The sequence below is a fragment of the Bacillus sp. FSL K6-2865 genome (assembly GCF_040311405.1).
Classification (GTDB): domain Bacteria; phylum Bacillota; class Bacilli; order Bacillales; family Bacillaceae; genus Bacillus; species Bacillus velezensis.
The window spans coordinates 1,004,942-1,027,979 of record NZ_CP152036.1; the positions used below are offsets into that span (position 1 = coordinate 1,004,942).

28 protein-coding genes are annotated in these 23,038 nt (G+C 47.0%); 14 read left to right on the forward strand and 14 right to left on the reverse strand.

What is annotated here, in order from left to right; translation table 11 throughout:
• Window positions 1-5: 5 nt before the first annotated feature.
• Both NYE42_RS05000 and NYE42_RS05005 read right to left on the reverse strand, forming a co-directional pair.
• A complete protein-coding gene (locus NYE42_RS05000; RefSeq protein ID WP_007409234.1) occupies window positions 6-503 on the reverse strand; it encodes a cation:proton antiporter regulatory subunit in 498 nt (165 codons plus the stop codon).
• Between the two features lie 27 nt (window positions 504-530).
• Window positions 531-884, reverse strand: coding sequence for a hypothetical protein (locus tag NYE42_RS05005; RefSeq protein ID WP_039062823.1), 354 nt, complete (start codon window positions 882-884; stop codon window positions 531-533).
• 184 nt (window positions 885-1,068) lie between these two features.
• On the opposite strand from NYE42_RS05005, the gene NYE42_RS05010 reads away from it, so the two are divergent.
• Entirely contained in the window at window positions 1,069-1,836 is a 768-nt protein-coding gene (locus NYE42_RS05010; RefSeq protein WP_007409232.1) for an enoyl-CoA hydratase, read from the forward strand.
• 24 nt (window positions 1,837-1,860) lie between these two features.
• Here NYE42_RS05010 and NYE42_RS05015 read toward each other — a convergent pair whose 3' ends face one another.
• Window positions 1,861-2,046, reverse strand: coding sequence for a YhzD family protein (locus NYE42_RS05015; RefSeq protein WP_015239502.1), 186 nt, complete (start codon window positions 2,044-2,046; stop codon window positions 1,861-1,863).
• 105 nt (window positions 2,047-2,151) lie between these two features.
• On the opposite strand from NYE42_RS05015, the gene NYE42_RS05020 reads away from it, so the two are divergent.
• The 6 genes from NYE42_RS05020 to NYE42_RS05045 all read left to right on the forward strand — a co-directional run bounded on the left by NYE42_RS05020 (window position 2,152) and on the right by NYE42_RS05045 (window position 9,873).
• Window positions 2,152-3,048, forward strand: coding sequence for an ABC transporter ATP-binding protein (locus NYE42_RS05020; protein ID WP_094032912.1), 897 nt, complete (start codon window positions 2,152-2,154; stop codon window positions 3,046-3,048).
• Window positions 3,041-4,300, forward strand: a complete 1,260-nt coding sequence (locus NYE42_RS05025; protein WP_352426806.1) for an ABC transporter permease — start codon at window positions 3,041-3,043, stop codon at window positions 4,298-4,300. The genes NYE42_RS05020 and NYE42_RS05025 overlap by 8 nt, the downstream gene beginning before the upstream one ends.
• Window positions 4,301-4,410: 110 nt before the next feature.
• Entirely contained in the window at window positions 4,411-5,634 is a 1,224-nt protein-coding gene (locus NYE42_RS05030; protein ID WP_094032913.1) for a DNA repair exonuclease, read from the forward strand.
• The gene (locus NYE42_RS05035; RefSeq protein ID WP_352426807.1) at window positions 5,631-8,513 is read left to right on the forward strand and encodes an AAA family ATPase; all 2,883 of its coding nucleotides are present in this window, start codon (window positions 5,631-5,633) and stop codon (window positions 8,511-8,513) included. The genes NYE42_RS05030 and NYE42_RS05035 overlap by 4 nt, the downstream gene beginning before the upstream one ends.
• A gap of 73 nt (window positions 8,514-8,586) precedes the next feature.
• Complete coding sequence (gene yhaM / locus NYE42_RS05040; RefSeq protein WP_003155251.1) at window positions 8,587-9,531, forward strand: 3'-5' exoribonuclease YhaM; 945 nt, start codon at window positions 8,587-8,589, stop codon at window positions 9,529-9,531.
• A 114-nt stretch (window positions 9,532-9,645) separates the two neighbouring features.
• Window positions 9,646-9,873 (forward strand): sporulation YhaL family protein, encoded by a 228-nt coding sequence (locus tag NYE42_RS05045; protein ID WP_015417149.1) that lies wholly within the window; start codon window positions 9,646-9,648, stop codon window positions 9,871-9,873.
• Window positions 9,874-9,911: 38 nt separating this feature from the next.
• Here the strand turns inward: NYE42_RS05045 and NYE42_RS05050 are convergent, their stop codons facing one another.
• On the reverse strand, window positions 9,912-10,769 hold the full coding sequence (locus NYE42_RS05050) for a peptidylprolyl isomerase (RefSeq protein ID WP_094032916.1): 858 nt from the start codon (window positions 10,767-10,769) through the stop codon (window positions 9,912-9,914).
• Between the two features lie 158 nt (window positions 10,770-10,927).
• Here NYE42_RS05050 and yhzE1 point away from each other — a divergent pair, with 158 nt between their 5' ends.
• Both yhzE1 and yhzE2 read left to right on the forward strand, forming a co-directional pair.
• Window positions 10,928-11,014: a sporulation protein YhzE1 gene (yhzE1, locus tag NYE42_RS05055; RefSeq protein WP_017417375.1), complete on the forward strand. Its 87-nt coding sequence runs from the start codon at window positions 10,928-10,930 to the stop codon at window positions 11,012-11,014.
• A 124-nt stretch (window positions 11,015-11,138) separates the two neighbouring features.
• Entirely contained in the window at window positions 11,139-11,225 is an 87-nt protein-coding gene (gene yhzE2 / locus NYE42_RS05060; RefSeq protein ID WP_003155248.1) for a sporulation protein YhzE2, read from the forward strand.
• A gap of 56 nt (window positions 11,226-11,281) precedes the next feature.
• Here yhzE2 and NYE42_RS05065 read toward each other — a convergent pair whose 3' ends face one another.
• Window positions 11,282-11,500, reverse strand: a complete 219-nt coding sequence (locus NYE42_RS05065; RefSeq protein WP_003155245.1) for a hypothetical protein — start codon at window positions 11,498-11,500, stop codon at window positions 11,282-11,284.
• Window positions 11,501-11,560: 60 nt separating this feature from the next.
• A complete protein-coding gene (locus NYE42_RS05070; protein WP_007409225.1) occupies window positions 11,561-12,091 on the reverse strand; it encodes a DUF3267 domain-containing protein in 531 nt (176 codons plus the stop codon).
• Between the two features lie 210 nt (window positions 12,092-12,301).
• Here NYE42_RS05070 and NYE42_RS05075 point away from each other — a divergent pair, with 210 nt between their 5' ends.
• On the forward strand, window positions 12,302-12,643 hold the full coding sequence (locus tag NYE42_RS05075) for a YhaI family protein (RefSeq protein ID WP_003155243.1): 342 nt from the start codon (window positions 12,302-12,304) through the stop codon (window positions 12,641-12,643).
• Here the strand turns inward: NYE42_RS05075 and NYE42_RS05080 are convergent.
• Window positions 12,640-13,251, reverse strand: coding sequence for an HTH-type transcriptional regulator Hpr (locus tag NYE42_RS05080; RefSeq protein WP_003155240.1), 612 nt, complete (start codon window positions 13,249-13,251; stop codon window positions 12,640-12,642). The genes NYE42_RS05075 and NYE42_RS05080 overlap by 4 nt on opposite strands.
• Before the next feature lie 180 nt (window positions 13,252-13,431).
• A complete protein-coding gene (locus tag NYE42_RS05085) occupies window positions 13,432-13,788 on the reverse strand; it encodes a YtxH domain-containing protein (RefSeq protein ID WP_256683753.1) in 357 nt (118 codons plus the stop codon).
• Window positions 13,789-13,905: 117 nt separating this feature from the next.
• On the opposite strand from NYE42_RS05085, the gene NYE42_RS05090 reads away from it, so the two are divergent.
• Entirely contained in the window at window positions 13,906-14,097 is a 192-nt protein-coding gene (locus NYE42_RS05090) for a hypothetical protein (RefSeq protein ID WP_007409223.1), read from the forward strand.
• Between the two features lie 57 nt (window positions 14,098-14,154).
• Here the strand turns inward: NYE42_RS05090 and NYE42_RS05095 are convergent, their stop codons facing one another.
• The 3 genes from NYE42_RS05095 to NYE42_RS05105 form a co-directional block, all read right to left on the reverse strand.
• Window positions 14,155-14,673, reverse strand: a complete 519-nt coding sequence (locus NYE42_RS05095; protein ID WP_007409222.1) for a tryptophan transporter — start codon at window positions 14,671-14,673, stop codon at window positions 14,155-14,157.
• Between the two features lie 120 nt (window positions 14,674-14,793).
• The gene (gene serC, locus NYE42_RS05100) at window positions 14,794-15,873 is read right to left on the reverse strand and encodes a 3-phosphoserine/phosphohydroxythreonine transaminase (RefSeq protein ID WP_144664057.1); all 1,080 of its coding nucleotides are present in this window, start codon (window positions 15,871-15,873) and stop codon (window positions 14,794-14,796) included.
• Window positions 15,874-16,008: 135 nt separating this feature from the next.
• Window positions 16,009-16,446, reverse strand: a complete 438-nt coding sequence (locus NYE42_RS05105) for an HIT family protein (protein WP_007409220.1) — start codon at window positions 16,444-16,446, stop codon at window positions 16,009-16,011.
• 490 nt (window positions 16,447-16,936) lie between these two features.
• Here NYE42_RS05105 and ecsA point away from each other — a divergent pair, with 490 nt between their 5' ends.
• From ecsA to NYE42_RS05120, 3 genes are read left to right on the forward strand one after another with little or no spacing between them, the layout of a single operon-like run.
• On the forward strand, window positions 16,937-17,680 hold the full coding sequence (gene ecsA, locus NYE42_RS05110; RefSeq protein WP_003155231.1) for an ABC transporter ATP-binding protein EcsA: 744 nt from the start codon (window positions 16,937-16,939) through the stop codon (window positions 17,678-17,680).
• Window positions 17,673-18,899, forward strand: a complete 1,227-nt coding sequence (locus NYE42_RS05115; protein WP_040238339.1) for an ABC transporter permease — start codon at window positions 17,673-17,675, stop codon at window positions 18,897-18,899. Before ecsA ends, NYE42_RS05115 begins: the two co-directional genes overlap by 8 nt.
• Window positions 18,900-18,941: 42 nt before the next feature.
• Entirely contained in the window at window positions 18,942-19,646 is a 705-nt protein-coding gene (locus NYE42_RS05120) for an EcsC family protein (RefSeq protein ID WP_032871112.1), read from the forward strand.
• Window positions 19,647-19,668: 22 nt separating this feature from the next.
• Here the strand turns inward: NYE42_RS05120 and NYE42_RS05125 are convergent, their stop codons facing one another.
• From NYE42_RS05125 to hmoB, 3 genes are all read right to left on the reverse strand, one after another.
• Window positions 19,669-20,856 carry a M20 family metallopeptidase gene (locus NYE42_RS05125; RefSeq protein WP_144464082.1) on the reverse strand — a complete coding sequence of 396 codons (1,188 nt, stop codon included), beginning with the start codon at window positions 20,854-20,856 and terminating at the stop codon, window positions 19,669-19,671.
• Between the two features lie 69 nt (window positions 20,857-20,925).
• The gene (locus NYE42_RS05130; protein ID WP_352426808.1) at window positions 20,926-22,311 is read right to left on the reverse strand and encodes a hypothetical protein; all 1,386 of its coding nucleotides are present in this window, start codon (window positions 22,309-22,311) and stop codon (window positions 20,926-20,928) included.
• Between the two features lie 117 nt (window positions 22,312-22,428).
• Window positions 22,429-22,929, reverse strand: coding sequence for a heme-degrading oxygenase HmoB (gene hmoB, locus NYE42_RS05135; protein WP_032871115.1), 501 nt, complete (start codon window positions 22,927-22,929; stop codon window positions 22,429-22,431).
• Between the last annotated feature and the right edge of the window lie 109 nt (window positions 22,930-23,038).

A 23,038-nucleotide genomic window follows, 5' to 3' on the forward strand; every position in this document is an offset into this window, starting at 1 on the left:
ACAGATCACACTCCGTCTCTGGAGAGGAAGTCTTGGATCAGCTTTTTCAGATGCTTTCTTTCACCTGAGAGGACGAGTGTATCGTTTGCTTCAAGGAGCGAATCAGCGCCCGGGTTTAAAAGCTTTTTCCGGTTATGCTTAATGATGGCGATGACCGTCACGTCATAGTTCTGCCGCACATCCAGTTCGCCGAGCGTCCGCCCTGCCGCTTTTGCCCCTTTTTCAACTTTAAACCATTCGATAATCAGATCGTTGAACGCCATTTCAATCGATTCAAGCGCCTGCGGTTTATACACCATACCGCCGATAATCGCGGCAATCTGTCTTGCTTCCGCATCATCAAGTGAAATGCTTGCCAGAAGCTCATCAGGGTCGCGGTCATCAAATCTGTAAATTTCCCGCCTGCCGTCATCATGAATGATGATCGTCATTTTTTCATGATTTCTCGTTTCGATTTCGAATTTTTTCCCGATACCGGGCAGATCGTTTTCTTTAATATTCATAAAAAATCCCTCCGGAATATACTGTTTTTACATCGTAAATACAGATTGGCAATGAGAAATTTTCTGATGCCGGAGGTAATTTGACTGGTATTGTATCGGAATGGCGCATGTCCTTTCCATTGTGGAATCAATGAATTGATCAAGAGGTTTGACAGATAACAGGGAGATCATCCGGGATAACGCACCGTATCCTTTTGACAGGCCTTGCGGAGCGGTTTTGGTGTGAACCGGCGTCTTTGCCGAATCCGTTTCCTGCGGGTAAACCGAAATTTGTACATGGCTGTCTGTTTCTGTCACCAATTGGGAAGGAAGAGCGACATCCGAAGGGGGGAACAGCACCATAAAAAAGCTCAGTAACAAGCTGAGTATCACATATTTCATTATCGGCGTTTTTCCCCCCTTTTGTTTTGTATATCAATTTCACTATATAAAAATGTATGTTCAGTTTCAAATGATATGCATTTTTCGGTATCTGTTGACCTTGAAAAATAAAGGAATTTCGCTTCGGCGGAAGGAATATATCATTTGAACAAAATATGTAAGCGGATTCAAGGAGGATGTAAACATGCAGTATATTCGCTATGAAGAAAAGGGAAAGATTGCGGAGATTGTGCTGAACCGGCCTGACAGTTACAACGCGCTGAATGAACAAATGCTCCGGGAATTGGAAAACGCATGCGTGATGGCAGCCGACAGTGAGGCGCTTATCGTGCTTTTACGGGGGGAAGGCCGGGGATTTTCCGCGGGCGGTGATATTCAGATGATGACGTCGGATCATGATTCAGGAGAATATGAACGGCTCATGAAAATGATCGAATCCATTACGCTGACGCTCTATGATATGAAAAAAATTGTGATAGCCGCCATCCACGGAGCTGCGGCGGGGCTCGGGCTGAGTTTCGCGCTGTGCGCCGATGTGGTGCTCGCCGAAGAAAACGCCCGACTCGCGATGAATTTCATCGGCATCGGATTGGTTCCCGACGGAGGAGGCCATTATTTATTAATGAGACGCGTCGGTGAGATCGAAGCGAAAAAACTGATTTGGAGCGGTGAAAAATTGCCTGCTGAAAAAGCGGTGCGGCTCAAGCTTGCCGACGGGCTGTTCAGCGGCGGCCCTGCGGAGGGGGCACAACCGTATATCGACCGATTGCTGCATGCGCCGCTGTCAGCGATGATTGAAACGAAGGCTATTTATCAGAGCCTCCATATCAGCCGGTTAAAAGATGTTTTGTCTCTTGAACGAAAGGCCCAGGAAAATATGAGAAAAACGGATGATCATAAAGAGGGCATCCGCGCCTTTTTAGAAAAACGGACGCCGCAATTTAACCGGTAACATACAGAAGCCGGAAAGCTTCTGTTATCTGTGGAATAAAATCAGCTTTCCGGCTTCATTTACCAAGCGATGAGTACTGTTCTCAAGCTTTTTTTCCTTCAATAAAGCCTCTCCGGCGGCCTTCGCCTCCGCCTCATTATCCGCTTCGATCCGTTCATTCAGCAGCGTTTCTCCCGACGCATGGAAGGCGGTCAATACATATTGTCCCATCATGTCACCCCCTTTATAGAATGATATTCTGATAAAGAATTTAAAATCCTCCATTAATTTTTACCCATTATTAGTATATAATGGGTCAAGGGAGGAGTTGGATTCGTGCTTACAATTGAAAACGTAACGAAAACATTCGGCAGCTTTACCGCTGTTGACAATTTGAACCTGCAAATACCTGAAAGGGAAATGTTCGGGCTGCTCGGCGCAAACGGCGCGGGAAAAACGACGACCTTTCGGATGATTTTAGGTCTTTTAAGCCTGACTGACGGGCATATCACCTGGAAAGGGCAGCCGGTCAATTATTCCATCAGTGAAAAAATCGGCTATCTCCCGGAAGAGCGGGGGCTGTATCCGAAAGTGAAGGTGAGTGACCAGCTTGTCTATTTGGCGAGATTAAAAGGAATGGGCAAAAAAGAGGCGGAAAAAGAGCTCATGACATGGCTCGAGCGGTTCGGCATTACAGATTACAAGAATAAGAAAGTCGAAGAGCTGTCGAAAGGAAACCAGCAGAAAATCCAGTTCATTTCGGCCGTCCTGCATAAGCCTGAACTGCTGATTCTCGATGAACCTTTCAGCGGTCTTGATCCGGTGAATGTCGAGCTGCTGAAAGAAGCGGTCATTTCTTTGAAAAACAGCGGCGTTTCCATCGTTTTTTCAAGCCACCGAATGGAGCATGTGGAAGAACTTTGCGAGAATTTGTGCATTCTCCAGAAGGGAAAACCCGTCGTTCAAGGCAATCTGAAAGACATTAAGCGGTCTTTCGGCAAAAAAAATGTCACCGTTCATTCAGATGATGACCTCAGCTTTTTAAAAACGCATGAAGGCGTCGTGAAATGGAAGGAAACAAATGACGGGATCAGACTGCAGGTCGCGAATGAACCGGTTTCTCAGGATATTTTCCAGGCGCTGCAAGGGAAAGGTTTTATACGGAAGTTCGAATTGGAAGAGCCGTCACTGCATGATATTTTTATAGAAAAGGTGGGGGCCGTATATGAATAAATTTTGGATTATGCTGTTTCATACATATAAAAACAAAATCGCGACAAAGTCATTCATTATTTCGACGGCCATTACCGTTTTATTAGTATTAGCGGTGACCAACCTGCAATCGATTATATCCGTGTTTCAATCGGATGACGGCAAGCAGCAAATTGCGGTGATTGATGAAACGGGCGGGCTGTACCCGGCGTTTGCAAAACAGCTTAAAGCGGCGGATACAGACAATGATCTGCAGGCAATGGAGACGAAGGAGTCCGAAAAAGATGCCGTAAAGCGTGTCAAAGACGGTGAATGGGACGGACTGTTTATCATCAGACAAGATCAAAAAGGAACGATAACAGGAGCATACAAGGCGCTGACCATTTCCGATGAATCAGCATATAAACTGCTCAAGCAGGCTTTAACCCAGACAAAAACCGCTGTTGAAACCGCCAAGCTCGGCATTTCGGCAGAAAAAGTCAGCAGCCTCTACACTCCGCCGGAAGTCAGCAAAGACGCGCTGGAAAAAGGGGCGAAATCTGAGGAAGAGCTCGGTCAGGTAATGGGGCTTGTATACATCATGCTGTTTGTCATCTACTTCTCAGTTATCATGTACGCAAGCATGATTGCGATGGAAGTGGCGACGGAAAAATCGTCCCGCGTCATGGAAATTTTAATTTCAAGCATGCCGCCGATTCAGCAGATGTTTGCCAAACTGTTCGGTATCGCGCTCGTGGGGATCACACAGTTTGCGGTGCTGATTGCGGCTGGTTATCTCTCACTGAAGCTGAACCCTCAAAATGATGCGTCGTCGCCGATCAGTGCATTTCTCAATTTTACGGATGTTCCCGTCTCGACGATAGTCTATGCTGTCATTTTCTATTTGCTCGGCTATTTTCTTTACGCGACGCTTGCCGCGTTTCTCGGCAGTGTTGTCAGCCGGATAGAGGACGTACAGCAGACGATTCAGCCGATGGTTTTTTTAGTCGTGGCAGGTTTTATGATCGCCATGTTCGGCATCGGCAATCCTGACGCCGGTTTTATTACCGTTACATCTTACATTCCGTTTTTCACGCCGATGATTATGTTTTTACGCGTCGGGATGCTCGATATCCCGTTTTGGCAGGCTGCGGCCGGAATCGCCCTGGCACTGGTCACTATCGTGATCTTTGCAGCGGTCGGCGCGAAAATTTACAAAGGCGGCGTTTTGATTTACGGAAACGCCAGCGGATTCAAAGCGATCAAACAAGCGCTGCGCATCTCCAAAAAATAAGTGAAACAGCCCGGAACAGCCGGGCTGTTTTTTTATTTTACAGAACGTGCATTCGTATAAAAACGGTGCTAAAATAAGGGTAATTCAATTTGCAGAAAGGGGAGGGCGAGATGGCTGATCTGACGTTTATTCATGCCGCTGACCTGCATCTGGACAGCCCGTTTTACGGCATTTCGAATCTGCCTGAACCGGTATATGCGCGTATTAAAGAAAGCACATTTCACAGCGTCCGCCGACTGACGGACGGGGCACTCCGGGAGCAGGCAGATTTCGTGCTGCTTTCGGGGGATCTGTTTGACGAAGCCAACAGAAGTTTAAAAGCCCAGCTGTTTTTGAGAAAACAGTTTACGAGATTACAGGAAGCGGATATCCAAGTGTTCGTCATATTCGGCAACCATGATCATTTGGGCGGTAAGTGGACGCCGATTGAATGGCCTGAAAATGTACATACATTCACCTCGGATACACCGGAGGAAAAATCTTTCTTTAAAAACGGAGAGCTTGCGGCAAGCATATACGGATGCAGCTATCAGGAAAGAAGCGTAACGGTCAATCAGGCGGCCCGTTACCGGAAAATGACCGGCGCGCCTTATCATATCGGCATGCTCCACGGCATGTTATCAGGAGCGGAAGGGCATGACCCGTACAGCCCGTTTACGAAAGAAGACCTTGAAAAAAGCGGCATGGATTACTGGGCGCTCGGACACATTCATAAACGGCAGGTTCTGTCCGCCCAGCATCCCGCCGCCATTTACCCGGGGAATATTCAAGCCCGGCATTTAAAAGAAACCGGGCCTAAGGGATATTATCTCGTCCGGGCGGCAAACGGTGAGATGTCTTGGGAATTCAAAGAAGCGCATGATGTGTTATGGGAGGAAATTGATCTTGATATCTCCGGAGCTGAACATATGACTTCACTTCTGAAAGCCGCATCGGATACATTCTCCGGCTTGCGCGCGGCGGGCCGCCCGGCATGTGTCAGGCTGGTGCTTCGCGGCGCGGCGCCCCGCTTTTGGACGGAGGCGCCCGCAGGCATCGCGGAGGAGCTTCTTTCCGCTTTACAGGAGGAAGAGGCCGAAGAGGAATGTTTCGTCTGGCCGCTTGCGCTTGAGGATCGGACGGATGAAACAGACACCGTGCCGCCCGATCCGTTTTTTAAAGGGCTCCTTCAGGACATAGAACAATGCGCGGACATGAGCGGTGTGTTTGAAGCCCTTGAGCGTCATCCCGTATACCGGCGTCAGATGGCTTCATTTACAGATGAAGAGATACTGGATATTAAGCGGCAGGCTCAAGCCGTTTTAAGACGCCAGATGAAGGAGCTTCAGCGATGAAAATAACGGCGATGCATATTTACCAATACGGAAAATTTTCAGACCGAAGTTTTCAGCTGTCAGATTCTCCCGTGCAAGTGATCTACGGGTTAAATGAAGCGGGCAAAACGACATTGATGTCCTTTATCAAAAGCGTACTGTTCGGTTTTCCGAAATCAAAAAAATACGAACCGAAAAACGGCGGGGTTTACGGCGGCACTGTGGAATTGAAGCATGGCGATCACGGCGCTGTCAAAATCGAACGGACAAAAGGCGCTGCCGAAAAAGTCAGAGTGTATACGGCTTCAGGCGAAATCAAGGACGGAGAATGGCTCAAACAGCTTCTTTCCGATACAGATCGGGCGCTGTACGAAGCGATCTATTCGTTCGATGTATTCGGACTGCAGGAGATTCAAGCTTTTAACCGGGACAAAATCGGCGAGTTTCTCCTGTATTCGAGCTTATTCGGGTCGGAAGCGGCGGCAAAGCTTGACGGGCGGCTGGCAAAAGAACTTGACAGGATGTATAAGCCGAACGGGCGGAACCCCCGCTTAAATCAGGAGTTGGATACATTAAAGCGGCTCAGCGCCCAGCTGAAACAGGCGGAAGCTGCGGAAGCGGGCTATCACAGCCTTCTGGAAGAGAAAAAAAGCGCCGGCGGCCGTTTGCAGGATGCCGAAGCACGATTGAAAGACATAACTGAAGAAATCAAAACAGTAAAATCGGCGATAGAAGCAAAGCCGCTCGCAGACAAAAAAACAGCCTTGGAAAGCGAACTTTCTTCTTATCCGGAAGCATTGAAGCAATTCCCGAAGGATGGAATGCATCAGCTTGAAAAATACGAATCGCATCTCCATCCGAAAGCGGCCCGTCTTGAGGGGCTTCGGGCAAAAGCGGCTGAACTCAGGCGGCAGGCTGATCTGCTCGCTCCAAATGAGGACTTGCTGCAAAAAGAGCGGCAGCTGCAGGAGCTTTCCGGCGAGCAGCATATGTATGAATCGCGCGGCGAACAGCTTGCAGCCATCCAATCACAGATCCGGCAGACATCTGCCCGCGTTTTGTCAGAATTGCAGCAGCTCGGAAGACATGAGGAAGACGGCATTCTTTCACTGAACACCGATTATGAATATGAATGGCGGCTGCAGGAAGCCGTGCAGAGCGCCGGACAGGCAAGAGAAAGAAAGACACAGCTTGATGCGATTTTCGAACAAGCGCGGCTGGAGCTGGAAGAAGCCGAACGAAAACATGCCTTGACGGCGGAAAACATTTTGGACCCCGCTGTCAGGAAAGAAAAAGAAGCCGCTTTACAATCATATAAGCAAACGGCTGATACAGAAGGAAACGAATGGCAGGCACATGTTCAGCAGCTGGAAAAACAGCGCGCCAAACAAAAAAAGCTCTTTCTCGGTGCGGGCATTCTGTTCATTGCGATTTTCGCTATGTTAAAGGAATGGCTGCCCGCCGCCCTTTTTACCGGTGCTCTGCTGCTGTATATGCTGTCCGGCATGCAAAAACCGCTGCCGTCAGAAAGAGGAGGGCCCGGACACAAGAAAAAGAAGCCGGCGATCTCTAAAGAAGCGGCTGATCTTCTGCAGGAAGAGCTTTGGCGTGACGGCCGGCACCGGCAGCAGCTGATTGCGGATCAAGCCGTGCTTGAACAGAAAGAAGCGGCATATGAAAGAGTCATCCGCCAATATGAAGAATGGGAGGCGGAAATGGCGCCGTCTGAAAAACAGGCGGAACTTTTTATGAAGGAACTGGGGTTTTCAGGAAGTCCTTCCCATCTTCTTGACGCATATCATGTAATGAAAGATGTCAAAAAAGAAATCCTTAACAAGCATGAGCTGACCATTGAAGCGGGCCGGCTGCAAAAGCTGCAAAGAGCATTTGAGGACCGGGTCAAAAAGCTGAGTCCTTCAGACGGAAGGGAGCTGTCCGTAAGAGAAAGACTGCACGTTTTGCTGGCGCAGGCGGAACGGGCCCGTGAGGAAGCAAAACGAAAGCAGGCGCTCGAAACGGATCTGCTGCATGCACAAGAGCAAATGCGTGAATTAAACGAAGAAGTTCATTACTACGAACAGCAGGTCAAACAGCTTTTCATGGCGGCAGGCGCAAAAAACCGCGAACACTTTTGTGAACTCGCCAGGCTGAATGAAAGCCGCCGGGAAACAGAGCGGCAGCTGCGCGAAATCAAAACGCACTTGTCCGGCATAGGCGGAAAACAGCTGGAGCCGTACATGAGCCGCACAGTGTCCGAACTTGAACATACAGTCGTTCAGAAGGAAACAGAGAAAAAAACGCTTGAGGAAAAAAGCGCCCAGCTCCGTGAGCAAACCGCTTTATTAACGGTGAAGCAAGAGCAGCTGGAGTCCTCGGGGCTTGTATCCGATTTAAAACAGCAGACAGAAATGCAGAAGGAGCGCGTGAAAAAAACCGCTAAAGAGTGGGCCGCATTACAGACGGTCAGACACATTATCAGGGAAAAAATGGAGCGGCATAAAAAAGTGACGCTTCCCCGTCTGTTAGAAACCGCCGGTGCATTATACGGACCGCTTACGGACGGACGCTATCACAAATTGTATTTTTCCGAGGCTGATGATTCCATTATGGTCATGCGGAAAGACGGAACGGTGTTTTCTGCAGGCGAACTCTCACAGGCGGCATGCGAGCAGCTTTATGCGGCGATTCGTTTTGCCCTTGCGTCAGAGAGGGAATCTGCGGTATCACTGCCGTTTTTACTTGATGACAGTTTTGTCCATTTTGACAGGCAGCGGCTGCAGCGGCTGTTTGATGTGCTGAATCAGCTTTCAGAAGGCGGGCGGCAGATACTTTATTTTACCTGCCATGAGCATGTCAGCCGGTCTTTTCACAGCGGACAAGTCATGCGGCTCCTGTCATAAAAGAGTTTATTTTCAAAAAAGAGGTATGTGCTATACTGGTATTATGTAAGATATGGAGGGAGCTTTTAATAGAATGGCAAAAGGTATTATGCTGCACGAGGTCGGCGAGCAGGTCGATCAATACTTTCTGATTAAATCTTCGACTAAGGGAATCGCAAGCAACGGAAAACCATTCCTGACGTTAATGCTGCAGGACCAATCGGGAGATATCGAAGCGAAGCTGTGGGATGCCAAGCCGACTGATGAAGTAACGTACGCGGCGCAGACGATCGTGAAGGTGATTGGAGATGTCCATCACTATCGCGGACGAAACCAGCTTAAGCTGAGAAACATCCGGCCGGCCGGCGAGAACGAAAATGTCAGCATTGATGATTTTCTGGAAACGGCGCCGATTCCGAAAAACGAAATGATGGAAACCGTCACTCAATACATTTTTGAAATGAAAAATCCAAACATCCAGCGGATCACGAGACATCTGGTCAAAAAATATGCGGCTGAGTTTATGGATTATCCGGCGGCGGCTAAAAACCACCATGAGTTCGTTTCAGGGCTTGCGTATCATGTAGTGTCCATGCTGAACCTGGCAAAAGCGATAGCCGATCTGTATCCGTCTCTTGACCGGGATTTACTGTATGCCGGAGTCATTCTGCATGATCTCGGCAAAGTAAAAGAGCTTTCAGGCCCCGTCTCCACAACGTACACCGTGGAAGGGAATCTGCTCGGACACATTTCGATCATGGTGACAGAGCTTTCAAAAGCAGCCGAAGAGCTTCAGATTGACGCTGAAGAAGTGCTGATTCTGAAGCATTTGATTTTAAGCCATCACGGAAAAGCGGAATGGGGAAGCCCGAAACCGCCGATGGTGAAGGAAGCGGAAATTCTTCACTACATTGACAATCTGGATGCAAAAATGATCATGATGGACAGAGCGCTGGAACGGGTGAAGCCGGGCGAATACACAGAGCGTGTATTTGCGCTTGAAAACCGTTCTTTCTACAAACCGACTTTCCATCAATAAGATAAAAAGGCCGATTCTCTATGATCGGTCTTTTTTACGTTCAGCTCTCATAACTTGTCTTTATCAAGCATAGCTTAGAATAAAGACTCTGGGTGAAAAAGGGAGGAAACCGACGTGCTATTTTTTCCTTGGTGGGTATACCTTTGCATTATCGGAATTATTTTCAGCGCCTATAAGCTTTTCACAACAGCTAAAGAAGAGGAAAAGCTTGACCAGTCGTTTATTGAAAAAGAAGGAAGGGTGTATATTGAACGGATGGAACAGGAACGCGAGCGCCGTATGGCGGCGCCCCCAAGTGAAAACGCGGATGCGGAAGAAAACTCCAATCATTCCATCGCATAAAAAAACTGTGCGGCTCACCGAGAGCCCGCACAGTTTTTTTATTTAGATTGAGAAGATGATGATGTTGAAGTGTTAAACGTGTCTTTTAAGTCTTTGTCTTCCACTTTTACGTCAGCTTTTTTCATGACTTTTTGAATTGCCGCTTGTACAGCTGAGTTGTCGTTTAATTTCTGTTTAAGAACTTCTTCTTTCAGTTCTTTTTTCATGTCATCATATTTGCCGCGTTCTTCTGTCTTTTTGATGATATGATAACCGAATTTGGTTTTGACCGGATCGCTGACTTGTCCGACTTTCAGGCCAAATGCAGCTTTGCTGAATGTTTCATCCATTGACTTTTTATCGAACCAGCCAAGGTCGCCGCCGCTGTCTTTTGATGTGTCAGTTGAGTATTCTTTCGCAAGCGTTTCAAACTTCTCGCCTTTTTTCAGCTTTTTCTCCACTTCGTCAGCTGTCTTTTTGTCAGCGACAAGGATGTGGCTCGCGCGGATTTTACCTTTTAAGCCGTCGTAATATTCTTTCGTATCGGAGTCAGATACTTTAATGTTGTCTTTCGCCGCTTTTTGTGCAAGCAGTTCGTACTTTACCTGATCTTTCAGGTAATCTTCGCCGTACTGCTGTTTAAGGGCGCTGTACTGATCACCGAGCTGCGTTTTGTACTCTTTCAGCTTGGTATCGATTTCTTTATCCGATACTTTGTATTTTTTTGCTAATACTTTTTCTTGTACGAGCTGTGTCAGCACACTTGCGCCCGCGGTTTTTTTCATGTTCGTGTAGAGCTCGCCTTTTGTTACATTTCCGGCATCCGTCTTGGCAATCACGTCGTTGTCGCCGCTGCTGCAAGCGCTGAGAGCCAGGACGCTCGTTGCCGTAATAGCTGCTATCGCGATTTTCTTCATTCCATTAAACACTCCTAATCATCCAAATTAAATTGCATATGCGTATCATAACATATTGTGGCTTTCTGTAAAAAGATTTTAAATAAAGGGCATTCGTCTAGTCAAACTTTTTCCTGATACATACAAATATATTGATCATGAAAAGGAGGTAATGAACCATGGGCGGAGGATATTCAAACGGTTTCGCACTGCTCGTAGTACTGTTCATATTGCTTATCATCGTAGGTGCAGCTTACATTTGTTAAGCGAAACGGATCGCTTTTTCCAAAAGCGGTCCGTTTTCTTACCCGGGCGCCTAATCGTTTCAGAAGTAAATTGCATATGATGTAATTGGAAAAATAAAACGTTTTGTAGGAGGTGCTTTTGGAGATGGGTGAAGTATTTGCAGGCGGTTTTGCATTATTGGTTGTTCTGTTCATCTTATTGATCATCATCGGCGCTTCTTGGCTTTATTAAGAAAAAAATATGGCTGTCGGGGGTCAGACCTCCGTCAGCCATATTTTTTTGCCTGTTTACACAGTAAAGGAGATCTCGACGAATGAAGAGATCAGTAAAATTAAAATAGATACATTAATAAAACGGAATACCTTATCCTGCCGGTCTTCAGGAATCTCTCTGACAAGGCATAATGTATTTGTGAGCCTGTTTATGAAATAAAGAATAAACAGGGCAGCCACGATAAAATAGAATAAAATGATGGGAGATTCCCCCTCTCTCTGAACTGCTCCCATATTACATTACCAAATATTTATTAAAAAAGATAGAATGTAACCTGAAAAATCAGCGGGACATCAAGACTCCGGCACTTTTTTTACTAAAATATCAAAACCGTCGGATTCCTGGTCAATCAGACATGATTTGGGCGCTTTGACCAGATGGAGCGCAAACAGAAGATCAGGCAGGCAGTACCCCGCATGGATGCTCGAAATCATATAAAAGTAATGAGCGTGTCTCGGAAATGCCAGTCCGGCATAAAACAATAACGGCGTAATGAATAAAAACGGGCTGATCGTTGAAATCAGCATCGTCGTTTTCGGTATGCCTTTCCATGTCGGCATCCGCAAGAAGTACATTTTCATTTCCTTTTTTCTTTTTTTACAGATCATCGGCAGGACATGTATGACTTTATGTACAAATAAAGTAACAACGAGCAGCACACAAAAAGCAAACACGTGCCCGTCACTTAAACTGATATTCGGACGCAGCAGCCCGAATGCCAAGAAGTTGCATATAAAAAACAGGATCATAAAACCTACAGCAGTCAATAATAAACGAACCGCACCATAATCTTTGATCAGATTAATGGTTTTCCAGCAATTCATCAGAGTCATCCTTCCGTACAAAGATGGAATACAATCTCAAAATAATTTACTCTCTTCAGGAGAAAAAATCAATCCTTTTTTAAAGAAAAAAATAAACCTGGAAAGAGAAGAACAGAAGAGCTCGGTGAAACATGGAAATGTACGGTTTAACCTTTCTTCTCCATTCATTATCAGCTAAAATAAGATTAAAGATAGAAAGAAGTGAAACGGATGGATTCAATGGATCAGCGTATCGGGCGTTTAGAATATTACATACAATTGCTGGTGAAAACGGTGGATATGGATAAGTACCCTTTTTATGCGATGATGATTGAAAAAGGGCTGACCGAAGAAGAAGGAGAAGAGGTCGGGCGGATCTGCCGCGAATTGGAGGACGAGCTGGAGTCGCAAAAAGCGCAAGGCTTTGTGACGTTTGACAAGCTCCTTGCGCTTTTTGCGGGACAGCTGAACGAAAAATTAGATGTTCATGAAACGATTTTTGCTCTGTATGAGCAGGGGCTTTATACAGCGCTGATGGAAGAATTTATTGAGATTATGAAGCACTTTGATTAACTGTTGATCGGTTCCAGCTCTTCAGCCGTTTCATGGACAGCCGATTCGTCCGTTTTTTTCTTCAGCCTTCCGTCTTCACTATCAAAATCATTGTTTATGTTTGTCAATGATTTCTCGAATATCTCCATAAAATCTTCGCCGTAAATGTGGCGGATGACACAGGTTAATTCTTCAACCTCAGGAAACTTCCCGAATAAGTGGTAGATCGGCTGTGAGCCTTTAAACACAGCGTTTCTCGACGGATCAAACTCCTCAAGCAGGCTTTCGAATACATTTTCCCCTTCTTCTGTTAACTGAATGTACGTGTTCCGTTTATCATTCAGCCGCTTGGAAAATTTCAGATATCCCCGTTCTTCAAGCTTTTTTGAAAAGTTAAATGCAGTTGATACGTGCATAACGCCGAATTTGGCGATTTCTGAAATAGAAGCTCCTTTAAGCTGATAGGCAATCCATAATATATGATGCTCATTAATATTAAGGTCGTACGGCTTCAGCCAATTCTGCCAGTCTTTCTCGATAGATTTCCAGAGCGCTTTGGACAGCTGCGCCATTTTTTGGGTATAGATTAAAGCTTCTTTTAGATCGTAAGGCGGTTCAACACGATTCAATACAGATCACCTGCTTCACATTTTCTTTTCCTCTATTATGCCAATAAAATAAAGATTAATAAAGATGAAAATTTAAGAATTTTATAATAAATTCTTGATCCGTTGCTGGGAAAGGCTTTAAACCGCAAAAAAAAGTGCGGAACGCAATATGTCCGCACTTTTTTTTGGTTGTATAGGATATTAGTTTTGTAAGGTTTTCTCCAGCTGTCTGATTTTCTCTTCGATATCAGCGATTTCCTTTTGGAGATCCTGTTGGTGCGGCTTGATTTCCTCCTGCCACCTTTTAATGTTGGTCTGAAGCTCTCCGCCTACGTCTTTAATGACTTCTGCGCTTTCTTTCGCCGTTTGGACAAGCTGGTCCTTAAGCGCCATTCCGTCTTTTTTTAACCGTTTGATTGTGTCCTCAATTGAATTGCAATTCGCTTTGATTTTGCCCCGCAGCTCTTTTCCGGATGAAGGAGCCGAGAGTAACACCGCTGCGCCTCCGATCAATCCGCCTACGAAAAGGCCTGTTAAAAGGGAACGTCCGTCAGCCATTTGAAATCACCCCGTTTTTTTTCTCATAACTTTTATCATTTTTGTTCAGAAGAATAAACTTCTATACATAGCTTGCTTTATTTTAGCATATTTTTTAAGGGAAAAGGAGGGAGAAGGTTGTCTGTCTTTATGATTGTTTTATCTTGTATGGCTCTTGTCTTTGCGGCGGGCGCCGTTTATTACCTGAAACTGCTCGGCCAGGCCGCTTCTTATCCGCCGAAGCGGGTCGTCCGCCAAAAGGCCATCGTCTGCTCAGCAGGAACCGCCCTCGCATTGTTCCTTATTTTTTTCACAAAACTTCTCGTATAAAACATGCTGAAACACATTAAAAAACCTCTTCCGGCCGGAAGAGGTTTCGGTATGCGGTTATTTCACCGTTTCAATCATATTGGACCGTTTTAAGATCGTCTGCACAATCGGATGCATAATGATAATGGCGATCGTATTCAGCGCAGCCGCCGGAAGGACGACCGCGAGCACCAATGCGGTGAATCCGCCCGGCAGGCCGACAATCAGAAGGGCCAGCGCCAAAAAGAGCAAACCGGAGATGAAGGTGCCGGCTATCGTAATGACGGCGGCGGGCGCTGTTTTCACGCTCTTTTTCACCAAAAGCGCCAGCGCGAGAAACAGAAACGCCGTTACCGGTTTTTCAATGATATTCGGAAGCTGTCCGCCCGGAAAAGATGTCGTAAGTGCGGAAATGATTCCTGTTACAATCCCGATCATCAGCACGTTCTGCACACGGGGGAATAACAGAATACCCATAAACATCATCACAAGCATCATATCGGGTTTCATTCCGAATAATACCGGCGGCATAATGGAATGAAGCACCGCTCCGATTGCCGCAAACAGGGCCATAATGACTAATTCTTTTGTTTTCATACTAAGCTCTCCTCTGCTAAGCTTTTTCGCCATCCAATAATATGCTCGTCATTTATTGCGATGGCCGGAAAAATTGATATGCAAACAGTATATCAAAGGAACCGTTATGTTAGAAGAAATTTATTCGTTTTCCTGCTGGAACTTTCTCATAAACTGAGCCAGTTTTTCACAATCAGCCAGGCTGACGGCGTTGTAGATAGACGCCCTGCAGCCTCCGACTGAGCGGTGGCCTCCGAGTCCGGTCATTTTAGCCGCTTTCGCTTCTTCAACGAATTTTTTCGTGAGACTGCTGTCGCGGAGGGTGAACGTGACGTTCATGTGAGAACGGCTGTCTTTTGCGGCATGCCCCGCGTAAAACCCGCCGCTTGTGTCGATTGTGCCGTACAGGACGTCGGCCTTTTCCTGATTGCGCCGTTCAGCCGCTTCGACACCGCCGTTTTCAGCCAGCCATTCAAGGACGAGGCTCAGCATATAAATCGCAAATGTAGGCGGCGTATTATACAGTGAATCGGCTTTTGTGTGAGTGGAGTATTTCAACATTTTAGGGACGTTGGCGTTTTCGTTTTCAAGCCATGATTTTTTCATGATGACGACCGTGACGCCGGACGGCCCGAGGTTTTTCTGGGCTCCGCCATAGATGACATCAAACGTTTTGACATCAATTTTTCTGCTCAGGATGTCGCTTGACATGTCGGCTACGAGCGGGATCGGTGAATTCGGGAACTCTTTCCACTGCGTTCCGAAAATCGTGTTGTTTGACGTAATATGCAGGTAGGCGCCGTCTTTGATTCCTGAGAGGTCCGCTTCCGGTATGTGGTTGTGGTTTGAATCTGCGCTTGTTGCCGTGACGGATGTGTTTCCGAACAGTTTCGCCTCGGCGAGTGCTTTTTCAGACCATGCGCCCGTTACGATGAAGTGCGCCGTTTTTTCCGGCGTTAAAAAGTTCATCGGCAGCATGGAGAATTGAAGGCTTGCGCCGCCTTGAAGAAATAAAATATCATAATCGTCGGGAATATCCATCAGTTCTTTCAGAAGGCTTTTTGCTTTTTGGTGCACCGCATCATATTCCGTGCTCCGGTGGGACAGCTCCATGACGGACATGCCGGTATCATTGAAGTTGACAAATTCTTTTTGTGCTTTTTGCAGCACATCCAGTGGAAGGGCTGCGGGTCCTGCATTGAAATTCGTTGTACGTTCCATGTTTACGATCTCTCCCTGTTTTCCGCTTTAGTGTAAGAAATAATACAATTATCCTATCACAATTTTTTGATTTTTTTGATATAAAAAAATATAATTTATGTTTTTTGTGTTTCCGGACGCAAAAAAACCTCATCTTTAAGATGAGGCAAGCCGTTTTCTGACGGTTGAAGCGATCTCCTGAAGATCGTCAGGCGTATAGTCTTCGGCGTGGGTCTTCCAGACAGCCCCGAAACCGTCGCCTTTTCCGTAACGCGGAATGATATGCATGTGAAAATGGAACACCGATTGGCCCGCTTTTTCACCGTTGTTATTGAGAATATTCAGCCCGATCGGCTCGAATTCATCGCGGATGGCGCGTGCGATTTTCGGCACCGCTTCAAAATATTCTTTAGAAAGCTCAGGCGTAAACTCGTACACGTTTTCGATATGTGTTTTCGGAATCACGAGCGTATGGCCTTTTGTGACCTGGCTGATATCAAGAAACGCCACGACGTGTTCATTTTCGTATACTTTTGAAGACGGAATGTCACCGGCAATGATTTTGCAGAAAATACAATCGTCCGCTTTGTGCATAGATGGGTTTCCTCCCTGAAAAGAAATATATGTATATTCTCATCGTACCACAAAAACGGCCAAAACAAAAAACAGGATGAACGGCTGCGCGTTCACCCTGATGCAGAAGTACGAGCTTTATCACAGAAAATTGAATATGCCTTTTGTAAGCACCTCATTTGTTTTTAAAATGAAGACTTATGGGTCTGCTTAATCATTCCTGGGACAAACACCTCATTTGATTATTTCATCATGAATGAAGAACATCATCAAAGCAGTGTGTGAAGAAATTGTAAGCACAGGACATGTTGATTTTCATCCAACTGTTCTAAGACGTCTTTTATAAACACCTCATTTTCAGTTGATTAAAGCTGTTTCCTTCTACATACATTATGATGTCCGCCAAAACGATAACTATGCACACTTTTCACGTGAGAAAAAAAGGGAATCGTTTCAAATCAGACTTTATTTTTGGTACTATGAAGAAAAACGAATCAGAAGGGGAGAAATTATGTCTCTGCTATCGGTAAAAGACTTAACCGGCGGTTATACGAGAAACCCGGTCTTAAAAAATGTTTCATTCACCCTTGAGCCGAACCAGATTGTCGGACTCATCGGATTAAACGGCGCGGGCAAAAGCACGACGATCCGGCATATTATCGGATTAATGGACCCGCATAAAGGCTCGATCGAGCTGAACGGCAAGACGTTTTCGGAGGATAAGGAAAGCTACCGCTCGCAATTTACGTACATCCCCGAAACGCCGGTGCTGTATGAAGAACTGACGCTCAAAGAGCATCTGGAGCTGACGGCCATGGCGTACGGCCTTTCCAAAGAAACGCTTGAAAAAAGGCTTCCTCCGCTTCTGAAAGAATTCAGAATGGAAAAAAGGCTGAAATGGTTTCCCGCTCACTTTTCCAAAGGGATGAAGCAGAAAGTCATGATCATGTGCGCGTTTCTCGCGGAGCCTTCGCTTTATATCATTGACGAGCCGTTTCTCGGCCTTGACCCGCTTGCGATCAATGCATTGCTGGAGCGGATGGACGCCGCGAAAAAAGCCGGATCAAGCGTGCTGATGTCAACGCATATCCTGGCTACGGCAGAGCGCTACTGTGACGCTTTCATTATTTTACATAACGGCGAAGTGCGGGCAAGCGGCACACTGGAAGAACTGAGAGAGCAGTTCGGCATGAAAGACGCAGCTCTTGATGACTTGTATATTGAACTGACGAAGGAAGACGCCGGCCATGAATAATATGTCTACGATTTGGCAGTCCCGGCTTGAAGAGCATATAAAGGAAACCAGAATGTATATGAAATATATGCTCAATGATCATCTCGTCATTGTGCTGATCTTTTTTATTGCCGGCGCGGCAAGCTGGTACAGCAAGTGGGTCAAAGACATTCCTGTTCATTTTCCGTCATTTTGGGTGATGGCGGTGCTCTTTTCATTTGTGCTGACCGGTTCATACGTCCGGACGCTGTTAAAGGAAGCGGACCTCGTGTTTCTGCTGCCGCTTGAACCGAAAATGGGGACATACTTTAAGCATGCATTTAAGTACAGCTATCTGTCACAGCTGTTTCCGCTTATTGCTCTGTCGCTTGTATGCATGCCTCTGTTTTTCGCTGTAAGTCCGGGGGCGTCGCTTGCGTCGTATGCCGCCGTATTTATTCAGATGCTGGCGGTAAAAGCGTGGAATCAGGCCATGGAGTGGCGGATGACGTTTATGAATGACAGAAGCATGAAAATGATGGATGCGGTCATACGCTTTATCTGCAATATGCTGCTTTTATACTTCGTCTTACAGTCGTTTTATGTGTACGCTGCCGCCGTCTACATTGTGATGGCCGGCCTTTATGTGTATTTCACATCGGCCGCAAAACATAAATCATTAAAATGGGAAGCCCATATTGAATATGAATTAAGAAGGAAGCAGCGGTTTTACAGAATCGCCAATCTGTTTACCGATGTGCCTCACCTGAAAAAACAGGCAAAACGGCGGGCGTATCTCGACTTTTTGCTCAGAATGATTCCGTTCGAACAGCGGAAAACGTTCTCCTATATGTATGCGCGGGCCTTTCTGCGTTCAAATGATTATCTCGGCATTCAGGTCAGGCTCACGATTATTTTTATCCTGATTATTATGCTCGTTTCCGCCAATCCGTGGATAACGGCGGCTTTAACCGTATTTACCGTCTTTATTACGGGAATACAGCTTCTCCCGCTGTTCGGGCATTTTCATCATCTTTCTCTGCAGGAGCTTTACCCGGTCAATCAGAAAGCGAAGCTGCAAAGTTTCTTTTCGCTGATGAAATCGGCATTAACCGTGCAGGCGCTGCTGTTCTGTGCAGCGTCAGCCTATGCCGCGGGAGTCAGCGGGGCGCTGTATGCGGCTGTTGCTTCAGCCGTTCTGATTTTTGTGATCATGCCTTCGTATATGGGCGGAAGATTGAAAAAGTACGGCAAGCTGTAATCAATCGGGTTTTTGAAACCTCAATGAAAGAAGGAGACACAGATGACCGACGATCAGCAGCTGATACAGGAAGCACTGCAATGGAAAGCGCGTTTTTTACGCAAAGATTCTATGCTTGAACGTTTTTCTAAAGGAATGCAGGCGAAAATAAATGAGCGGATTCCTGATAAAATTCATGCCGTCATCACAGAAAGCATTAAAAAAATGACCGAAGCAACAATGGCGGGTTCAAATCTGGTGAAAGGCAAGCGGGATACAAACGGTATGACGCTTGCTGAAAAAGATGCCCTCGCCAGACAAACCATCGCATCGTACCAAAAGGTCGCGGCAGCCGAAGGTATCGGTACGGGGGCCGGCGGAATTTTTTTAGGGATGGCTGATTTTCCTTTGCTGTTATCCATTAAAATGAAATGTCTGTTCGATCTTGCCTCTATTTACGGCTATGATGTGAAAGACAGGGATGAACGATTGTTTTTGCTGTTTATTTTTCAGCTGGCTTTCTCAAGCGGTGAACAGCGGAAACGCATATACTCAATGATTGAACAGTGGGATTCGAAAAAGCATGATGTCGATTGGAGAGTTTTTCAGCAGGAATACCGCGATTATCTGGACGTGGTGAAATTGTTTCAGCTTTTGCCGGTCGTCGGAGCCGCCGTGGGCGGAGCGGCCAATTATAAACTGCTGTCACAGCTCGGTGAGACGGCAAGGCACGTTTTTCATTTAAGAATCACAGCAGCCGGTACGTAATGTGCCGGCTGTTTTTTATGCCCTATCGGGGGTAGCTTACCGCGGCGCCGATAAGCACCTTGGCGGCCGTCAGCATCGCTTTCTCATTAAAATCAAATTTCGGGTGGTGATGAGGATAAATGGTTTCCGCATTTTCTAAAGCGGCCCCCGTAAAGAAAAAAGCGCCTTTTGTATGCTGCAAATAATAAGAAAAATCTTCTCCGGCCATCTGCGGCTCTCCTTCAACGACCTTCGTGACGCCCTCTGTTTCCGCTGCGGCTGCCGCCGCGTGCGCTGCTTCCTCGGGATGATTAACGACGGCGGGATAACCGCGCTTGAAACGATATTCATAGGAAGCGGAGTGCATGGAACAGATTCCTTTTACGACGGCTTCTATTTCTGCTTCGAGCAGGCTGCGCACACTTTCGTCAAACGAGCGGACGGTGCCTGATATGACTGCCTGATCGGCAATCGCATTAAACGGATTTTCAGCGGTGAACGAGCCGGCTGAGATGACGGCCGGCTGCACCGGATTTACCCGCCGGCTGACGATATGCTGAAGAGCCGTGACGATTTGTGAGCCGATTAAAACGGCGTCCTTCGTATCGTGAGGAATCGCGCCGTGGCCGCCTTTCCCGATGACTTTAATCGTAAAGCCGTCAGCGGCGGCCATCACTGCGCCCGGGCGGCATAAGACCGTCCCGACGGGTTCAGTCGCCCAAAGGTGAGTGCCGAAAATGGCATCGACATGCTCGAGGCAACCATCCTCAATCATTGCTTTTGCTCCGCCGGGAGATAATTCCTCGGCGTGCTGGTGAATCATCACAAATGACCCTTTCAGTTTTTCTCGGTTGCGGTACAGCACTTTTCCGACCGCGAGCAGAGCCGCCGTATGGCCGTCATGCCCGCAGGCGTGCATGACGCCGGGAATTTGTGAAGCATAGGGCACATCTTTTTCATCCTGTATCGGCAAAGCGTCAAAATCAGCTCTGAGTGCCACGACCGGTCCCGGTTCACCGCCTTCAATATAGGCTGTGACACCGTTTCCCCCGACATTCGTCCGGATGGGAACGCCGAGCTTTTCATAAAATGAGGCGATGAACGCCGGTGTTTTTTTCTCCTTAAAGGATGGCTCGGGATTCATGTGAAGGTGACGCCTGATTTCAACCATTTCCTCATACAGCCCGTCAAGCTGAGCGTTTAAGCTTTTTTGAAGTGTCGTTAACGTCAAAAGCGATGCCCCCCTCGTCTGCTTTTCCCATGATTGTATAGAAAATGTCAGAAGATTTCAATCCTTTTGCTACGGGAGAATGATGATGGCGGCGATCGTTGTGACGACTAGCCCGGCCGCAACCGGGATAAAGTTTTTCCTGGCAAGCTCAAACGGATCAACTTTACAAATAGCCGCAGCGGGGATCAGTGCCCAAGGGACCAATGTTCCGCCCCCGACCCAGATCGCTGAAATCTGGCCCAGCGCCGTTAAAACGGCCGGGTCCGTATGAAGCGCGGCGGAAAACAGCTTTGCCATCGAGCCTGCAAGAGATATACCGGAAAACCCTGACCCGTCGAGCCCGGTAATCGCACCGACTGCGGCCAGGGCGATGCCGGCGAATTCTCCGGACATCGGAAAAGAATGGGACAGGGCCAATCCGAGGTCATTGACGATCCCCGCAGATCCTTTCGGAAGCGGGGTGTTCAAAATACTTTTAAACCCCGCGTCACCGAGATAAAAGAAGGCCGCGATCGGAATGACGGGGCCGAATACTTTAAAGCCGAATTGAAAACCGCCGATAAAATACTCGGTGATCTTTTCTAAATGCCGCTCTTTATATACAATGAAATGAATGATCAGGAGAATGCCGATCGCGGTTCCTCCGACGAGTGCCGTCGCATCGTTTCCTTGCAGGCGGTATACGATCATGCAGATAATATCGGCGAGAAAAACAAGCGGAATGAAAACCGCCAGGATCACCCTGAGTTTTTTCGGCAGATACATACTTGTGTCCAAAGAACCGGAGCTGTCCAAGGAGAGGGGGGCCTTCGTTTTTTTTCGATCCCGCATGATGAGGAAGAAAGCGGTGATTGTCGTCGTAAACCCCATAATCAAAACGAGCGGAATACTTGCCTGCATGACATCGCTCACGGGAATGCCCGCGGCATCGGCCGTTAATTTCGGGGCCGCCTGAATGACATAATCCCCCGATAAAGCGAATCCGTGGCCGAACAGGTTCATCGCCATAGCCGCGGCGATCGGAGAAAGGCCCGCTCGGATCGCTGCGGGAAGCAGCACAGCGCCGATCAGCGCCACCCCTGGTGACGGCCAGAAAAAAAGAGAGATGGCAAACATCAGGCAGCCGATAACCCAATACGCGACAGCCGGCCCTTTCATCACCTTTGCAAACGGAGAAATCATCGCTTCATTAATACCGGTTTCGGTCAAGAGGCCGCTCATCGCCACGATAAAACAAATGATAAAAATCGTCGGCAGCAATTCTCCGGCTGCATACGTGAAGCTGTGAAACAGACTGCTGACCGAAGCGGAGAATGAATGCGTCGTCCATAGCGCAATCACAAAAATGCCGGCGAGTGAAATAAAGGTTGTATCTTTCCTGAGGAGCATAAAAACGATAATGGCAGCGATAAAAGCAACATAAAGCAGATGTACCGAGTAGACGCCGATCCCCAATTGAACCACTCCGTTTATAAATAGGATTGCTACAGATTATTCATAGGCGGGCGGAAGGTGCAAAGAAGGATGCGTAAAATCGGGACATCAAAAAAGCCGGAGAATCTCCGGCGGTTTTCAGTCTATTGCGTAATAAGCGGTTACATAAGACGGGCGGGAGAAAATAGACGTTGTGTCGATGCCGGCAGATGTTCCGCGTTTTTTATGAGCTTCCTGATAAGAGTTTGACTGCTGCCAGCCCTGAAAGGCTTTTTCCTCTTCCCACAGGGTCAAAATGACATACGTATCGCCTTCAAGCGGTCTTAATACGCGGATGGCTTCAAAACCGGGTTCATTTTCCACTTTGCCGGCGCGGTTTTTAAACCGGTTTTCAAACAGCGGACGGCCTTCCTGGGTAACGGCGATGTTGTTGAGGACGGCGTAGCCCGGATTTTTGATTTCCCCGACGCTGTCGATGCTTTCATAGGAATGGGGCGCCTGAAAAACGGTTTCTCCATTTGTTTCATGAATTAAAACCGCATTATCCTCCCCTTGCATCAGCACCATATTCTCACTCGGGTGTTTCTTTGCAATCGTCTTTAAAAAATCGGCTGTCCCGTATGTAATATAAACCTTCATATCAGCCACCTCCTGCTTGCTAGTATATCAAAAGAGTGGTATAAGTTTCTATTGGCGACTCATTCTGACATAATTCGAAACAATATTTCCCATACTACAAGTTAAGAAA

Bases quoted from the DNA above. Each gene is read 5' to 3' on its own strand.
- NYE42_RS05000 (WP_007409234.1), bottom strand. From the start codon at position 503: ATGAATATTAAAGAAAACGATCTGCCCGGTATCGGGAAAAAATTCGAA.
- NYE42_RS05005 (WP_039062823.1), bottom strand. From the start codon at position 884: ATGAAATATGTGATACTCAGCTTGTTACTGAGCTTTTTTATGGTGCTG.
- NYE42_RS05010 (WP_007409232.1), top strand. From the start codon at position 1,069: ATGCAGTATATTCGCTATGAAGAAAAGGGAAAGATTGCGGAGATTGTG.
- NYE42_RS05015 (WP_015239502.1), bottom strand. From the start codon at position 2,046: ATGGGACAATATGTATTGACCGCCTTCCATGCGTCGGGAGAAACGCTG.
- NYE42_RS05025 (WP_352426806.1), top strand. From the start codon at position 3,041: ATGAATAAATTTTGGATTATGCTGTTTCATACATATAAAAACAAAATC.
- NYE42_RS05030 (WP_094032913.1), top strand. From the start codon at position 4,411: ATGGCTGATCTGACGTTTATTCATGCCGCTGACCTGCATCTGGACAGC.
- NYE42_RS05035 (WP_352426807.1), top strand. From the start codon at position 5,631: ATGAAAATAACGGCGATGCATATTTACCAATACGGAAAATTTTCAGAC.
- yhaM (WP_003155251.1), top strand. From the start codon at position 8,587: ATGGCAAAAGGTATTATGCTGCACGAGGTCGGCGAGCAGGTCGATCAA.
- NYE42_RS05050 (WP_094032916.1), bottom strand. From the start codon at position 10,769: ATGAAGAAAATCGCGATAGCAGCTATTACGGCAACGAGCGTCCTGGCT.
- yhzE1 (WP_017417375.1), top strand. From the start codon at position 10,928: ATGGGCGGAGGATATTCAAACGGTTTCGCACTGCTCGTAGTACTGTTC.
- yhzE2 (WP_003155248.1), top strand. From the start codon at position 11,139: ATGGGTGAAGTATTTGCAGGCGGTTTTGCATTATTGGTTGTTCTGTTC.
- NYE42_RS05065 (WP_003155245.1), bottom strand. From the start codon at position 11,500: ATGGGAGCAGTTCAGAGAGAGGGGGAATCTCCCATCATTTTATTCTAT.
- NYE42_RS05070 (WP_007409225.1), bottom strand. From the start codon at position 12,091: ATGAATTGCTGGAAAACCATTAATCTGATCAAAGATTATGGTGCGGTT.
- NYE42_RS05075 (WP_003155243.1), top strand. From the start codon at position 12,302: ATGGATTCAATGGATCAGCGTATCGGGCGTTTAGAATATTACATACAA.
- NYE42_RS05085 (WP_256683753.1), bottom strand. From the start codon at position 13,788: ATGGCTGACGGACGTTCCCTTTTAACAGGCCTTTTCGTAGGCGGATTG.
- NYE42_RS05095 (WP_007409222.1), bottom strand. From the start codon at position 14,673: ATGAAAACAAAAGAATTAGTCATTATGGCCCTGTTTGCGGCAATCGGA.
- serC (WP_144664057.1), bottom strand. From the start codon at position 15,873: ATGGAACGTACAACGAATTTCAATGCAGGACCCGCAGCCCTTCCACTG.
- NYE42_RS05105 (WP_007409220.1), bottom strand. From the start codon at position 16,446: ATGCACAAAGCGGACGATTGTATTTTCTGCAAAATCATTGCCGGTGAC.
- ecsA (WP_003155231.1), top strand. From the start codon at position 16,937: ATGTCTCTGCTATCGGTAAAAGACTTAACCGGCGGTTATACGAGAAAC.
- NYE42_RS05115 (WP_040238339.1), top strand. From the start codon at position 17,673: ATGAATAATATGTCTACGATTTGGCAGTCCCGGCTTGAAGAGCATATA.
- NYE42_RS05120 (WP_032871112.1), top strand. From the start codon at position 18,942: ATGACCGACGATCAGCAGCTGATACAGGAAGCACTGCAATGGAAAGCG.
- hmoB (WP_032871115.1), bottom strand. From the start codon at position 22,929: ATGAAGGTTTATATTACATACGGGACAGCCGATTTTTTAAAGACGATT.